The 15,571-nt window shown below is 38.8% G+C and carries 13 protein-coding genes; 7 read left to right on the top strand and 6 right to left on the bottom strand.

Going from position 1 to position 15,571, the window contains the following annotated elements; all coding sequences use genetic code 11:
* Positions 1–115 precede the first annotated feature (115 nt).
* Complete coding sequence (locus CDG76_RS15385; protein WP_094350015.1) at positions 116–1,048, bottom strand: lysylphosphatidylglycerol synthase domain-containing protein; 933 nt, start codon at positions 1,046–1,048, stop codon at positions 116–118.
* A gap of 147 nt (positions 1,049–1,195) precedes the next feature.
* Here CDG76_RS15385 and CDG76_RS15380 point away from each other — a divergent pair, with 147 nt between their 5' ends.
* The 4 genes from CDG76_RS15380 to CDG76_RS15365 all read left to right on the top strand — a co-directional run bounded on the left by CDG76_RS15380 (position 1,196) and on the right by CDG76_RS15365 (position 6,820).
* Positions 1,196–2,158, top strand: coding sequence for an alpha/beta hydrolase (locus CDG76_RS15380; RefSeq protein WP_094349849.1), 963 nt, complete (start codon positions 1,196–1,198; stop codon positions 2,156–2,158).
* A gap of 150 nt (positions 2,159–2,308) precedes the next feature.
* Positions 2,309–3,217: an alpha/beta hydrolase gene (locus CDG76_RS15375; protein ID WP_094349848.1), complete on the top strand. Its 909-nt coding sequence runs from the start codon at positions 2,309–2,311 to the stop codon at positions 3,215–3,217.
* Between the two features lie 172 nt (positions 3,218–3,389).
* Complete coding sequence (locus CDG76_RS15370; RefSeq protein ID WP_094349847.1) at positions 3,390–5,060, top strand: phosphatidylglycerol lysyltransferase domain-containing protein; 1,671 nt, start codon at positions 3,390–3,392, stop codon at positions 5,058–5,060.
* 353 nt (positions 5,061–5,413) lie between these two features.
* The gene (locus CDG76_RS15365) at positions 5,414–6,820 is read left to right on the top strand and encodes a hypothetical protein (protein WP_223265246.1); all 1,407 of its coding nucleotides are present in this window, start codon (positions 5,414–5,416) and stop codon (positions 6,818–6,820) included.
* Here the strand turns inward: CDG76_RS15365 and CDG76_RS15360 are convergent.
* Entirely contained in the window at positions 6,817–8,064 is a 1,248-nt protein-coding gene (locus CDG76_RS15360) for an ISL3 family transposase (protein WP_442946355.1), read from the bottom strand. The two genes, CDG76_RS15365 and CDG76_RS15360, sit on opposite strands and share 4 nt — an antisense overlap.
* A gap of 685 nt (positions 8,065–8,749) precedes the next feature.
* Here CDG76_RS15360 and CDG76_RS15355 point away from each other — a divergent pair.
* Entirely contained in the window at positions 8,750–9,025 is a 276-nt protein-coding gene (locus tag CDG76_RS15355) for a DUF485 domain-containing protein (RefSeq protein WP_094349845.1), read from the top strand.
* A gap of 137 nt (positions 9,026–9,162) precedes the next feature.
* On the top strand, positions 9,163–10,731 hold the full coding sequence (locus CDG76_RS15350; RefSeq protein ID WP_094349844.1) for a sodium:solute symporter family transporter: 1,569 nt from the start codon (positions 9,163–9,165) through the stop codon (positions 10,729–10,731).
* A gap of 126 nt (positions 10,732–10,857) precedes the next feature.
* Here CDG76_RS15350 and CDG76_RS15345 read toward each other — a convergent pair whose 3' ends face one another.
* The 3 genes from CDG76_RS15345 to CDG76_RS36185 form a co-directional block, all read right to left on the bottom strand.
* Positions 10,858–11,700, bottom strand: coding sequence for a tetratricopeptide repeat protein (locus CDG76_RS15345; protein WP_094349843.1), 843 nt, complete (start codon positions 11,698–11,700; stop codon positions 10,858–10,860).
* A gap of 233 nt (positions 11,701–11,933) precedes the next feature.
* Positions 11,934–12,854: a ribonuclease D gene (locus CDG76_RS15340; protein WP_094349842.1), complete on the bottom strand. Its 921-nt coding sequence runs from the start codon at positions 12,852–12,854 to the stop codon at positions 11,934–11,936.
* Positions 12,832–13,032, bottom strand: a complete 201-nt coding sequence (locus CDG76_RS36185; protein ID WP_143854094.1) for a hypothetical protein — start codon at positions 13,030–13,032, stop codon at positions 12,832–12,834. The genes CDG76_RS15340 and CDG76_RS36185 overlap by 23 nt, the downstream gene beginning before the upstream one ends.
* A 289-nt stretch (positions 13,033–13,321) precedes the next feature.
* On the opposite strand from CDG76_RS36185, the gene CDG76_RS15335 reads away from it, so the two are divergent.
* Entirely contained in the window at positions 13,322–13,780 is a 459-nt protein-coding gene (locus CDG76_RS15335; RefSeq protein ID WP_094349841.1) for a BON domain-containing protein, read from the top strand.
* Positions 13,781–14,134: 354 nt separating this feature from the next.
* On the opposite strand, the gene CDG76_RS15330 is transcribed toward CDG76_RS15335, so the two are convergent.
* Positions 14,135–14,956 carry a carbonic anhydrase gene (locus CDG76_RS15330; protein ID WP_094349840.1) on the bottom strand — a complete coding sequence of 274 codons (822 nt, stop codon included), beginning with the start codon at positions 14,954–14,956 and terminating at the stop codon, positions 14,135–14,137.
* Positions 14,957–15,571: the final 615 nt, after the last annotated feature.

The raw sequence follows: 15,571 nt of genomic DNA, 5'->3' as shown, positions 1-15,571 counted from the left end.
GGGGTTTCAAAGCCTCTCTCCGCTTCGGGGAGAGGTTTGGAGAGGGGTTTTTAGTATACATACTTTGCGACTTTTCAAAGATCCTCTAACTGCCCTTTTAAGATTATTCATTATTTTAAATTCCCCGTTTAAATCTAATTTCATATATTCCCAGCAAACCTGCGGCTACTAGCAAAGGTAAGAAATAATAGACTCCCCGATAAGCTAACATTGAACCCAAAACTGCCGCCGCCGAAACTTTTGAGGAGAGAATCAGCAAAATTATAGTTTCAAATACTCCCAAACCACCGGGTACATTACTAACCACACCTGCAAACATCGCTAGTAAATAAATTCCTAAAAAGTCTAGATATGACAAAGATATATTGCTAGGAAGTAAAACATAAAGAACTGCTGCCGCAAGAATCCAGTCAAAACTAGAAATTGCTATTTGAGCCAGGGAGATTTTCAAAGAAGGAAATCGGAATTCATTTCCACGAATTATTAATGGTTGTTTAATAAAAATACTTCCTAGTAAATAAACCGCAACTAATAGTAGAAAAATTACGCCGATGGGACGCACAGTAGCAAAAGGTAAATGTAATTGAGTAGGAATCTTCAAGGGATTGATGAGGAACAAGAAACCTGCAACGGCAAACATCCCCAACCAAAAGGTAAAATTGGCGAAAGCAATGACTTGAGCGATCGCAACTGCTGACACTCCCCAAGTTGAGTAAAATCGATAACGGATAGCACTGCCAGTCAGCAAGGCAAAACCGATGGTATTACTAAATGCAGAGCTAATAAAGTTAGTGAAAGCTATCTTATTCCAACTTAAAGAGCGATTAATGTAGTTAAAACCTAAGATATCGTACCCAATCATCACTAAATAGCCCAAAGCTGTCAGCCAAATTGCCCAACTTACGCGGCTTTTGGGAATAACAGCTAGAGAGTTGAGGATATCACGATAATTATACTGACGTAATTCGTTTGCGATCGCCCACAGGGAAAGCAGCAGCAGCAACAAGCCAAACAAAGAACTGAAATTGAGTCGCAGCTTTTTAAGCATCATCAAGAAACTCATCCTAAGTCTTGACTTTTAATTTACAACCAGTCGTAAAGTTTCCATCTTGTTGACACAGCGTTGACATATCATTTGCATAAACTTTTGAAGGCAAGCAACGACTAACTACCCCATGCCAAATGCCTTTCAAAGATGAACTACAAACAATCTAAAATTCTCTTGCTATTTTCAGTATTAGCCCTAGTTGGCTGTAATTTCTCCCAAGGTGTCGTCGCAAAACCACCGCAACAGCAGGATTTACAAACAAAGCCTTCCATTCTTCCAACCCAGCGCAATACTAACAACTCAGCGACTCTCCTAACCTATAAAATTGAAACTTACGATAGTCAAGCAATGGGTGCAAGTCGCACTTATGGCGTTTCTTTACCTCCTGGATATGAGCAAAACCCAAAACAAAGGTATCCTGTAATCTTTCTCCTCCACGGTGGACATGGTAATCCCAGTGATTGGTTTATTCAGAATAAGGGACAAGCTCTCAAGACTGTAGAACAACTTTATACTACAGGTAAGTTGCCACCCAGCATCATAATTACACCAGATGGCAACGACAAACGCGGCTCTAGTCCCTACCGAGATCCCGAATATATCGATGGCCCTAATGGTAAAGTCTCTACAGCCGTAGGCGATGAGTTAGTAAAAGTTGTGCAAAGCCGTTATCGTACACTAACTAATCCAGATTTTTGGGCGATAGGTGGTTTATCTTCTGGTGGTTGGGGAGCAATGAATGTGGGATTACACAATTTGGATCGTTTCTCGATTTTATTTAGTCATAGTGGTTATTTTAATGATAAAAGTGGCCCAGCGAATAGCCCAATATTTTATATTAAAACCATTCCCAGACAAGCTCAAAAAAGGTTGAAAATTTATCTAGATTCGGGTACATCAGATATTGATGAAATCAGGGAAGCAGAGCGATTTAGCAAAGCACTAAATCAACTGAAAATTTATAATTCATTTCGTGAGTTTCCTGGCAGTCATACTTGGCAATACTGGCGGAAACATTTAGCAAATTCATTGACATTTGTCGGCGAACAATTTCGAGCTTCTGAAACAGCAAATATGGCTGATAATTCAAATATTAATCAAAAAAAGTAATTGAAATAATTAAAAATCCCTATGATCGATAATACTACTTTGCAAAACCGTTGATATTTAAACATTAATGTGAAAAACTCTACTGCAATTTCTCAGCAGATTAATTATAGTAAGTTCTAACGGAGGTGATTTTTTTAGCTGTAAAAGAATATGAAGATTTATAAATTGTTAATTAGCTTAGTAGGAGCGATCGCACTTCTTACTACTGCTGGTTATTATTATGTATTCATCTTAGGCGCGCCACAACTAGACCCACCCAAAAAAGAGGCAAATACTGGGCTAAAGTTTCAATTAGCAACCTTCAACTCCCAAGCGATGGGTGCAGTCCGTAACTACGGCGTGATTTTGCCCCCTAGCTATAGCAAAAATCCGCAAAAGCGCTACCCTGTGATATTCTTACTACACGGTGGTCATGATGATGCTCGTGCTTATGCTAATAAATATGCACTCTTAGACGTGTTGCATGAACTTTATCAAAGTGGAAAATTACCGCCATCGATTGTGATTACACCTGATGGTAATGATAATCGCGGTTCTAGTCCTTTATACGACCCCGATTACTTTGATGGACCGAATGGCAAAGTGGGAACTTTGATTGGTTCAGAATTAGTACAAGTTGTCAAGTCGCGCTACCGCACTTTGAAAGAACCCCAATTTTGGGCGCTAGGAGGTCTATCTTCTGGAGGATGGGGAGCATTTAATATTGGATTACGCTATCTCAACAACTTTCAGATTTTGTTTAGCCACAGTGGTTACTTTACTGATGAGAGCGGTTCACAAAATAGTCCTCAACAAATTGTCCAACAGCTAACGGTTCAAGATAGGAAGCGATTGCGTGTTTACCTAGATGCTGGTTTGAACGATATTAATTTACTAGCTTCTACCAAAGCCTTCAACGAAACATTAAATAAATTAGGCATTGCTCACGTATTTTATGCATTTCCCGGAGGTCATGGTTTGTCTGGTGCTAATGTAGGCTGGAACTACTTTCACAAACATCTTAAAGATTCACTCTCCTATGTCGGAGAACAGTTTAAACAATTAGGAGTTAAGACTTAAGAGTTTTAACGCCAAAACAAATGACAAATACTTCTCTACGTTCGCGCAGCGTGTCGCAGACAGAGGCTGCGCCAACGGCTACGCGGTAGTTGAATCTCGACTTCGCTCGATTTCCGCGCAGTCGAAACTCAGTACAAGTGACCAATGACAAATGACCAACGACAAATGACCAATGACAAATAATTTAAAAACTAAGATTGGACTTTGGAGTGCAGTTTTCCTAACAGGTTTAGTCGGAGTAGTAAATTTATTATCAGCAGTGACACCTAACCTGTATGGGCGGACTCACTGGTTAAAAGAATTTTTACCATTTGAAATTCGCGCCAGCGGTCATATATTCGCAGCATTGACTGGGTTTGTTTTATTAACACTTGCTACTAATTTATTACGCCGGAAAAGAATAGCCTGGTTACTAACCATTGCTTTACTAGTAATTTCTATTTGCAGCCACTTGCTGAAGGGACTGGATTATGAAGAAAGTCTACTCTCTGGAGTTTTGCTGCTGCAATTAATCTTGATGCGCCATTATTTCACGGCGCAATCAGACCGTCCTTCCATTGCACGAGGAGTCAGAGTGCTGATAGGCGCTTTATTATTTACCCTGGCATACGGAACTATTGGATTTTACTTGTTAGATGGTAAGTTTTCAGAGAATTTTAATTGGCGTGAAGCGATAGTTCAGACTTTGGCGATGTTCTTCACCGAGGATAATTGGGGACTGCAACCAAAGAGTCAATTTGGAGAATTTTTTGCTAATTCTATCTATATTATTGCCGCAGGTACTATTACTTATGCAATAGTAATGCTGTTGCAACCTGTATTTTGGCGCAATCTAACAACTACAAACGAGCAACGAAGAGTTAAAGAAATTGTCGAGCAATATGGATGTTCTTCTTTAGCTGCGCTTACACTTTTAAATGATAAAAGTTATTATTTCAGTCCTTCGGGTAATAGTGTAATTGCTTATGTTCCCAAAGGACGGGGTGCGATCGCCTTGGGAGATCCCATCGGCCCCATTGAAGACCGCAAAGAGACAATTATTGCTTTCTGGCAGTTTTGCCAGCGTAACGACTGGTATCCTGGCTTTTACCAAACTATGCCCGATGATGTTGAGCTTTACAAATCATTGGGGTTTAAAGTGCTCAAGATTGGAGAGGAAGCGATCGTTGACTTAAAAAGTTTTACCTTACAAGGTAAAGCCGGTAAAAACTTTAGACCATCAATCAGTCGTTTAACTAAGCTAGGATACCAAATCGACTTTTACCAACCACCCATCGCCAATGATTTATTGCACCGACTCAAATCTGTAAGTGATGAATGGTTGAAAATGGTACAAGGTTCAGAAAAACAATTTTCTTTGGGTTGGTTTGATGAAGCTTACCTGCGAGAGTGCGAAATTGCTGTGGTGCATAATCCTGAAGGTCAGATTAGCGCCTTTGCCAACATTATCCGGGAGTACCAACTTAACGAAGCGACTATTGACATGATGCGACATCGCTCATCTCTTGAAAATGGCACAATGGACTTTCTATTTATTTCCCTGCTCCAGCATTTTAAAGAGGGTGGCTACGACAGCTTTAATTTCGGTCTTTCTGCGCTTGCTGGAGTTGGAGACAACCCCGAATCACGCCGCTTGGAGAAAGTATTGCACTATCTTTACGAGCATTTGAATCGCTTCTACAACTTCAAGGGACTGCACGCCTACAAAGATAAGTTCCGCCCCCGTTGGGAACCGCGTTACTTGGTTTACCCCAGTTTAGCTACTTTACCAGATGTAGTTGTAGCATTGATTCGCGCAGATTCAGGCGATCGCCTCTTCGATTATTTCAAACCCGGAGCCTAAATGTGGACTCAAAAAAGTCGCAATGATTTTGACTGAATTGCTTTATACTATAACACCTCATTGCACAGCGATATCTACTAGGGGCTACGCCTACACAACTTGCCCTTTGTGTGATACAATTGTACTATAACTTAGGCAAGGCTGTTCTTCGCGTTGCCTAAATTCCTAGCGAATAGACTCAAACAAACTTTGCGCTCCTCTGCGCTATACTCTGCGTTTAAACTTAAACCCTCAATCGTCCACGAACTTACCATTAAATTTCGCACGGTAAGAACAGTTTATTTTGGAATATTAATAGACTTCAATAACCGTTGCTATAAAAGATTATTGACCTTTATTCGCAAGGTGGCAATATGAGCGACAATAAATTTTCTCTAGTAGAATTAATCCAAATTTTTGGACAATACTGCAATAACATTATCATCAATATTAAGCACTTACAAGAACATTATCAAAGAACAGGTGTTAAGCGTATTAGAGGTGTTAGAAACGAAAATGGAGAACTGTTACAACCTTGGTTAACAACAGAATATATAGATAATGCTGAGTACGTTGACATGGGCGAGTTTCAGTTTAGCCGCAACGCTGCTACTATCAATATGCTTGTCAAGCGTAGAGTTAAACTTGCCAAGTTTGAAGACCAAACTCCTACTATTGAAGTAGCAGGCTTGTTAGTAAATGACCTCAACACTTTTAATAATTACACGATTGTAAGTGACGGCAAAATAAACGTAAAATCATTACAAGTCAAAATTAGCAATAAAAAAGCCTTTGATTTACTCAAACAAAAAGGCATACTGGACGCAGAAGAATTTGACTTCCGATCAGAATATACGATTCAGTTAGATAACTTGCCACTTGTAGCTGCTAATAGTCGTTACAGCAGTATTGATGGACTATTCAATGAACTGGCAGAAATTAAAGTACTGACTAGTATTATTTGCGCTCACTTGAAAAAGGAATCAGATGTATTTATCGAGGCACAGTTAGATGAGTTTAAAAAGCACTATCTGTCTAAGAATACTTACATCAACTTTCCTACAACCAACGAATACACTGACATCAGCGAAGCTTTAGCTAATGGTACTATTGAATCAAAATTGAGTTATAAAATCGATATCGGCAGTCAAGATATTCTAAACCTGAGTAAGTTACCTTCTGCTAACAAGTTTCTCAATAGAATGTATCGTCTTTATGACGAAGAAACTGGAGAAATTATCATTAAGCCAAGTTTCGAGATGACATTTAATCAGAATGTCGCTGTTAGGCACAGATTGCTGTCATCACGTACCAAAATTACAAAAGTTGACGAATTGATGAAACCAATTTTTGATGATTTTCTTGGGCTTGAGCAAAATGGTATTGTTGGAGGTATTCTTCAGAAAGTTGGTGCTGATAGTTTGGCGCAGTTATTGCAGGATAAACAAACTGGTAAGCAGATAGACAAAGAGGAAATGGTTGCAGCTTTAACAGTGGCAAATAAAAAGTTAGAACAATATGCAGAAAATATCTATCAAGATAAAATATCTCCCTTAGTATTTTACATTGGTTCTACTGGACTATTGCCAGATCAAATGGAAGTCAAAGCCATGACTGCTGATGAAGCTGCTGCTAAATACCCAAATTTGCAATTTTCTAAAGATGAGCAAGAAGGTACTTTCTTTGCAGTTGGTGATAGTATTATCAGCATTTATGCCAAAACGGAATATTATAGCAAACTTATTTCTGTTGGTTCTTCAGTACATAGTATGCTTAACTAATAGTTAAAATGCCAATTCAATAAGCATCTAACTCGGAAATTGTCAAAGTTTCTAAATCCATAACCGGAACGTTTAATCAACTTGATCTTGTTATTAATACCTTCCACAGCACCACTACTTGTCCCATTATCAAAGTAAGCAATTATCTCATCAAACCAACGGATAATAGTATTGTTACTCTTGGGAAAATATTTTTTAGCTTTCGATAACCACATACCGAGTTTAAAAACTCCCGGATACCAATTATCTGTCTTATTAAAAATCTTTCTAAATTTTTCTTTTAATTCATGCATTTCTTTTAAGACAGGAGATACATTCTTGACTTCAGAAAGTTTATTTATTTGCTCTTCATTTAAGTCTGACTCATTTTTAAGTAAAACGTACTTACTATTTTTTAATCCCGATAAAAGTTTTTCATATTCAGCTTTTTGTGCTGATAATTGCGCTTTTTTAATTAATTCTTCTAGACTCCGTTTCTCTCGTTTTCTCTGTGTATCTAATTCTTTATTAATCTGTGTCATTACATGAAATCTATCTGCTACTACTTGAGCATTGGGCATTAATTCTGTGACAACGTTTTTATAACCAACCCACAAATCTATACTCACTTCCTCAATTTGTTCTAAGACCTCATATCCCCATTCTAAAAGGGTTTCCTTCACTACTTCTTGCGTGCGCCCATTTAAAATAGTTACTAGCTTAGATGTATCTAAATCTATTAGTACGGCGCAGTAATTACCCTTGCCCTTAACCAGAGCTATCTCATCGATTCCAAGTCTTTTTATCAGAGAAGGTTTGTCATCAGATAATTCAAGCGAAGCGTCTTTTAACATTCTTTCTATTTCTTCTGTTGTCACTATCCCTTGATCAGCTACACTGTGGATATCGTTTTCTACTACCTCTTGTATTATCTTGTGTGCCAGCCGTTTTGTATAAGTTCTTTTCTGGCTCACGAAATCTAAATTCTCACTAAAGGGTTTTTTACATTCTTCGCATTTGAATTGTCTTCTATTTATTTCTAAAAATACTGGTTTCTCACCGAAAGGTAAATCTTTAACAATGTATCGATGATTTTGATGTAATCTATGGCTTTTTGTACCACAGCGAGGACAAGTACTGTATGATTTTATTGATTCTATTTGTAAAATCATTCCTATCCCGACATGAAGGCGATGTGATATAACTTTCACATCTTTTAAATCTAGAAGCTCTGTTAGTATTTTAATATTTTGTTTCCTGTTCATAACTGTAAATAGACAAAAAATACTTTTCTAGTACTTACAGTTAATAATGAATCTGCGTCCTAAGTCAATTATGTCAAAAGTTTTACTAAATATTTTATGCAATTCTTTATACTTTTTAACCTTCGCAGCTAATAATTTAGCATAGTAAGTACTGAAGAACCACTAAATTTTGGTAATGCCCTATCTGTGTAATGATAAAACAATGGTATAAATTTTGCTAAACTAACTACTTAAGCTGCTACTGTAATTTTTGGTATATTTTATAAATTAAAATTTACTACTTTTATTAATCTCAGTTGATTTTATAGCTTAAAAAAAGTAGTTCATAACACTTTAAGGATTTTAAAACCTCGTAATAACTACGTATTTATTTTATTTTTTAGTATCTAAAAACTTAATTTATTAGCTACCGACTTAATTTAAATGTATAATAAAGCACTTAATATGTGCAGAATCACAAATCACAGATAGATGAGGTTTATTTGTGTCTAACTGCATCTATAGTTTTATGTTTCTCTGACTCAAAACAGAGTCGCTATTGTCTTGTTATTTGGGTATATCACTTTGCAAAGTTAATTTTATTACCTGATGTAGCAATAGATTTACTAATAATCTTTAAGAAAATTACGCAGAAATCAGCTTCAATGAGACAATCTGACCTAATCTTCTCAACCTAAAGGAAGACATGAACGATCGCACAAAGGCTCTCCAGGCTCTCGCCGCTGAACGTTGGCGGGTATCCTTGATTCTGACTGGAGCCATGATGTTTATTTACTTCGGCTTTATCCTATTAATCGCGTTCAATAAGCCCCTGCTGGGGTCATTAGTAGTTCCTGGTCTGAGCCTGGGAATTTTACTAGGGGCGCTGGTAATTGTCTCAGCATGGGTATTAATTTTTATCTATGTGCGTTGGGCAAATAGTAGTTACGACGACCAAATCGCAAGGCTGACACGCAAGTGAAGAGTGCTGAGTTAAAAGTGCTGTTAGCGGGGCGTTTAGCCCGTGCTGAGTAGTATTTGACTCACTCAGCACTGAGTAAGGCGAATTAGCTATTAGCAATTTCTAGTCCCAAATTCAAAATCCTAAACCAAAAAAGCATGAATAGTGTGTGGTTCGATCTGCCACTAGCGGCGGATATTACCAGTCTTGGTAAGTTTAACCCGTTGGCGATCGCTTTCTTTTTTCTGTTTGTTGTAAGTTCTTTAGGCATTACCTATTGGGCGGCAAAGCTTACCAAAAATACGGCACAGTTCTATACAGCTGGCGGTAAAATTAGCGGTTTCCAAAATGGGCTGGCCTTGGCTGGAGACTTCATGAGTGCAGCTAGCTTTTTAGGTATCGCGGGGCTGGTGGCACTCAACGGCTTTGACGGCTTAATTTATTCTATCGGCTTCTTGGTGGGCTGGCCGATTGTCATGTTCCTAATTGCCGAACCACTACGTAACTTAGGTAAATACACTTTTGCTGATGTAGTGGCTTTTCGCTTGCAGCAAAAACCTGTACGTATTGCATCTGCAATTGGAACGCTAGTAGTAATTAGCTTTTACTTAATTGCCCAGATGGTAGGTGCTGGGGAATTAATCAAACTGCTGTTTGGCTTTGATTATGAATTAGCTGTGGTCATCGTCGGTTGTGTGATGATGGCTTATGTGATTTTTGGCGGGATGATTGCCACCACTTGGGTACAAATTATCAAAGCAGTTTTGTTGCTCGCCGGAACTATTTTACTAGCTATCTTGGTACTGGCGCGATTTGGCTTTAACCCACTTGCTCTTTTCGCCGCTGCATCTGAAAAGTATACAGGTGTATTAGCTCCAGGCAAACTGGTTTCTAACCCCTTGGATGCTATCTCTTTAGGGATGTCGTTGATGTTCGGCACTGCTGGATTACCCCACATCCTAATGCGTTTCTATACAGTACCCGACGCCAAAGCAGCGCGACTCTCTGTTACTTACGCCACAGCTATTATTGGCGTTTTTTATCTCCTTACCTTCATTCTGGGCTTTGGAGCGATGGTACTGGTAGGTAAAGATGCCATTGAGAAAATTGGTACTGGTGGTAACATGGCTGCGCCGATGTTGGCAGAATTTCTCGGTGGTGATGCTTTCTTAGGCTTTATCGCCGCTGTTTCTTTTGCAACTATTTTGGCTGTTGTCGCTGGGTTGACACTCTCAGGTGCGGCTGCACTGTCTCATGATTTATGGGTAAATGTGGTGCGCTCTGGCCATGCTGACGAGTCAGAACAATTGAAGGTGGCTCGTGGTGCGACAATGCTTTTGGGATTAGTGGCAATATTTCTGGGTATCTTGTTTAAAGGACAAAACGTAGCCTATATGGTAGGTTTAGCATTTGCGATCGCTGCGAGTGCAAACTTCCCAGCGTTACTCTTATCCATGCTTTGGCGACGCTTTACAACCAATGGTGCGGTTGCAAGTATGTTAGTAGGAACTGTCTCCTCTTTAGTACTGATTTATTTATCACCTACTATTCAAGTAACGATTCTCAAGCACGCTTCTGCACCCTTTCCTCTAAAAAATCCTGGATTAATCAGTATCCCACTGGCGTTTATTGTGGCGATTGTCGTTTCACTATTGAGTACTGAACAGGAAGCACTAGAAAAGTTTGCGGAAGTCGAGGATCGCATTCACATTGGTTCTGGGATGTAATTTTGTCATTTGTCATTTGTCATTTGTCATTTGTCATTGGGTAAAGAGGCAGGGGTGCAGGGAAAAGGATACAGAGGAGAGGAATTTCCCCCCTGCTCCCCTACTCCCCTGCTCCCTGCCCCTCTGCTACTGTCCAAGTTCTTTGATGTTATTCATCACTTGTTGGTATAAATCGTTGTTACCTTGACTTTGAAAAATGTTTGCTGCTTGTTGTAAGTCCTTGAGCGCCCCCTGTTTGTCTCCATTGGTGGCGCGGGCATTTCCTCGGTTATTGTAGGCAGGAGCAAAGTTAGGATTGAGGCGAATGGCTTGATTGTAATCTGCGATCGCACCCTTGGCATCTCCATTGGCAGCACGGGCATTTCCTCGGTTATTATAAGCGATCGCATATTTGGGGTTAAGAAGAATTGCTTGATCGAGATCGTCTATTGCCCCTTTTTTGTCTCCATTGGTGGCGCGGGCATTTCCCCGGTTATTATAAGCTTCGGCATAGTTGGGATTGAGGCGAATCGCTTCACTGTAATCTTTAACTGCTTCTCTGTTGTTTCCTAGTGAGGCGCGGGCATTTCCTAAGTTATTGTGGGCTTCGGCATCATTAGGGTTGATGCGGAGTGCTTGATTGTAATCTGCGATCGCTTTTTCCTTGTCTCCCAAATCGAAGTAGGCTAGTCCCCGCGCGTTGTAGGCAGCGCCATATTGAGAATTTTGACTAATTGCCTTACTATAAGAAGCGATCGCAGCTTGCAAGTCGCCGTTTAAATGCTGATTCTTTCCCTGAAGATAAAATTCCCCACCATTGGAAGTTGTAGCTGAACTACGGCTAGGTTGACTAACTCCTATTTCTGTTACTAATACATTGTCATTCTTACTACAAGAAATACTGCTAGTTGCGGTCAATGTAGTAAAAATAGCTATGGTAAATAAAGTATTTACCCTTGTTCGCTTTTGCCCAAATAAACGCCGTCTCATAAGTTAATATAAACTGCCATAATACCTGAATGGAATTAGTACCAAAATCTAGATTTTAATTCTTTAGCTCAATAACTATTCTAACTTTTGATAGCCCTTTAAAGTTAATTGACAAATTTCCCTAATATTTTATAGATTTATTAGAGAAGGGAGGAGGCAAGAATTATTAAATTTCAATATTTATTCTTCACAATAACTCTATAAATTCTGACATTTGTAGCCTGATGAACAATTTACTCATCCTCAGCTTCACTCTCTTGAGTTTTAGGAATTAACCGCCAAGAGGTATTTTTGTCAATATCTACAGACAATTGTTCTAGATTTTGCCCTAAATCTTTTTGGAGTTTCTGAGTTAGCGTAATCGGAAAATCTAAATTAATACCTTGATTTTGTGCTAGGTGTGCCAATTCTGTAAATGCAGCTTTGATTGTAGTCCGTTCATAACTAGTCAGCTTATAATCATAAGTTTCTGATATATCCTGAGCCTGCATGGCTTTTTTTATACGTTCTTGCAAATGCTCAAATTCTGAATTCAACAATTTCCATTGCTGCTCAACTTGCGAGTATCTAGTACTTAGCGATCTTAAGTTTTCTGTTGCAGGTTCGGGGCTGGCTTGGGCTTGTAAGTCTAACAAGTTTAGGTGAATTTGAGCAAGATAAATGCAGTCTAGGTAAGCATACTCTATCTGTTCTTCAGTCAGAGGGCGTTTTGCCCAATCACTTTTTTGTTCTTGTTTATCGATATTATTAAAGCTACAAAGTGCTGTAGCTATTGTCTTGAGTTGGTAGTTGGGTAATGGCAAAAGATAGTAGGGAATTTTTTTGGCCATTTCCAAAGTGCAAGTAATATTTTTGCCTTTCTTGCTACCGAGAAATTTTAGATCGTAACTGGCGTTGTGAAAAACTTTTTCAATCGCAGAATTTATCATAATTTTATCAATAAATTCAGCTATAATAGTAGGCTGGTCTAATACATCTAAAAGATAGACGCGATCGCCACTCATATCTTGAGGATTATCTAATACCTGAATCAGCGATAATCGGGGATTACGACTTTTATAGTCAGCGACTTCTGTATCTATCCACAGTGTTTTAGCGTTTGTATATTCAGCGACAATAGCACGAATTTCGCTAGCCGAAGTAAGGTAGGGCATTGACTAATATTTCCTGATATTTAAGGCATTGTAAGTAAGCCATAGTTTTATAAAGTAACATTTTGATGGTAAGAATGCTTATACAGGATTGCAAAAAGGCTGAAGTTTGAAATTCGTCATAGACATCGCCAAATTGACTCAAATCTGATAACATCGAGTCACTACTGTGCAGTGGCATAGTCTACCATCAAAACAGCTACTCAGCATCTACATTAAATTCATCGAGAGCCAGAGACTGTGTGTAAAGCCATCCTGGTTATCAGCCGTCAGAACAATTGAATTGGCATTTCTCAAAACTAGGTGCAAAATCTTAGGTTCAAGAAATCGTCCAAATTTCAATTTTCAGTAACCTGAGTTATTGCTTAAGCACTTTTGCTACTTCACTTTTAATTGTTTTTTTAAATTTGCTCCTCATCATCACACACACCTCAATTAACCGCTTCAAGTACTCAATTCGGAGATAGATAATGAAAAAGCTAATTCTATTAGTAGTTAGTAGCATTTTGGTAGTTGGTACTTTTGGCTGCCAAGAGGCTCCTAAAACTGGTTCAGAAACTCCTAGCACAACTAATGAAGCCGCCCAAGCACCAGCAAAACCAGCTTCGCAGACAAATCAAACTGCCAAAGTTCCAGAAACACAAGCTACTCCCTTAGCAGCTAATACAGGTACGAAAGTTAAAACCGATGCTGAAAAAACGGCAGCAACAAAAGCTAAGAGCGATTTAAAAACTGAAGTTAGCGCAAAGTTGAATAAAGGTTTACCAGGCAACAAGTTACAAGTTGAAAACAAAGAAGGTGAAATTATCCTCAAAGGTACAGCCGCTTCTGCTGAAGAACTCAAGAAAGCTGAAACCTTAGCTAAAGAAGTTCAAGGTGTGAAGACAGTGAAGCTAGAAGCAAAAGTTGATAGTGTGAAAAAGCCATAAAAGAATAGACCTTTTGGATAAATCAAAAATAAAGAACCCCACCCCGCATTTGAGTAAAGCAAACCCTCCCCCTCCCCACAAGCCTACGGTGTACACAACAAGTCAAATTACCCCTCTTAATCCCCCCTTATAAAAAAGGAGGGAAATAAGAAATCTTGTTCCCTCCCCTTTCTAAGGGGAGGGTTAGGGAGGGGTATTTTTCTACTTCATTAACTTGCAATCTACTGTAAATAAAAGTAAGGAATATAGAGGTTATCAGTTGGGTGCAATATATAGCGGTTTTCAGTTGAATAAGGTACAAAAACCTCACCCCCAACCCTCTAAGAAAATGTTTTAAATTCTATTTTTCATCTTTCAACTTCCATTATTTGAACCTCGATAAATTCGCTCCATCTGCTCTGGAGAAAGGCGTTTCATTGGAAACCACTCAAATGCAGAAATAGACACTTTCTCATAAGATTGACCATCATCGTGCTGGGTTTGAGGGGAATTCACTGCTCCATTAGTATTTGGAAGCTGAACCCTGAAGGACTCATCTATTTCTGATTCTGGAAGCTGAGTTTGAGGCAAAACATAAGCATGTTTCTGGGGATCGTATGCGAAAACTTCTCCTGTTTCGATGTGATAAATCCAAGCATAAATGCTGAGTTCTCCCTGATAAAGCTTAGAGTGAATCACTGGATATGTCCGCAAATTTTCAATTTGAGTAAGAACATTTTCGGCAATTATAATCTCTAGCAGTTCTTCTTCATCGTAGTGACTGTAATGGTCTATAACTAGCCTTCGAGTTGCCTCTGCATATTTAAGCCAATCATGTACGAGCGGCATTTCATCGCTGAGATTGTGTAACTTCATTAATCCTTTCATTGCACCGCAATGAGAGTGACCGCAAATAATAATTTGGCGAATATCTAAAGCTTGAATAGCATATTCAATTGTCGCACCTTCACCGCCATTACTTGCCCCATACGGTGGAATGATGTTACCTGCATTGCGAATGACAAATAATTCACCAACTTGGGCTTGTGTAATTAGATTTGGATCGAGGCGCGAATCAGAACAGGTAATAAATAATACTCTGGGCTTTTGACCCTGTGAAAGTTGCTCAAATAATTGTTGATGTGTCGAAAAATAGCTAGATTTAAATTCGCGCAGACCTTTAATTAATCTCTTCATTACTAAGTTCTACAAATATTAGAGGGTTAATAACCAAATCACAGACAGCAGATTGAGGTAGTAAAGAGGGCTTTCTTTCTACGTTTTTACAATTGTAAAGATTATTATATTATAAATTCATTTAGTGCTTTTAATATCCTCTACCATTGGGGTGAGTTGCTTTTTTCACTTCCTCCCCCCTGTTACTTAGCAACTCACATTACTGTGTCAGAATGCCTTGATACTATTTCAAACTAGTTATATGCTGAGATAAAAATGCGACGCTTTGTTGTCACGCTCAACTGAGGACGACAGATACAGAAGAGATGATTTAAACTATACCAACTGGTTTACCTTGAAACTTAAAATCTTCTTAGTTAGTGTCCGTTTAAATACTTGTAATTAGGGCTGACGCAAAGACACAAAGATACGCAAACGCAGAAATTTTTGAATTACAAGTAATTAGTCGGACATGATATTATCTGCTCTGGGAAAATTTGATGGTCAGTTTGCGACATCAAAATTTTCGCTGTACACTGAGCGATCGCCTGCGGTAAGCCTTTTGAGTGAAGCTTGCAGACTCACTGCAACGCGTCTACTTGTAATTTCCAATTCTCCCCCTTACCCTCTTGCGAA

Origin of the sequence: Nostoc sp. 'Peltigera membranacea cyanobiont' 210A, assembly GCF_002246015.1 — a bacterium.
GTDB lineage: Bacteria > Cyanobacteriota > Cyanobacteriia > Cyanobacteriales > Nostocaceae > Nostoc.
This window is presented reverse-complemented; position numbering and strand designations above follow the sequence as displayed.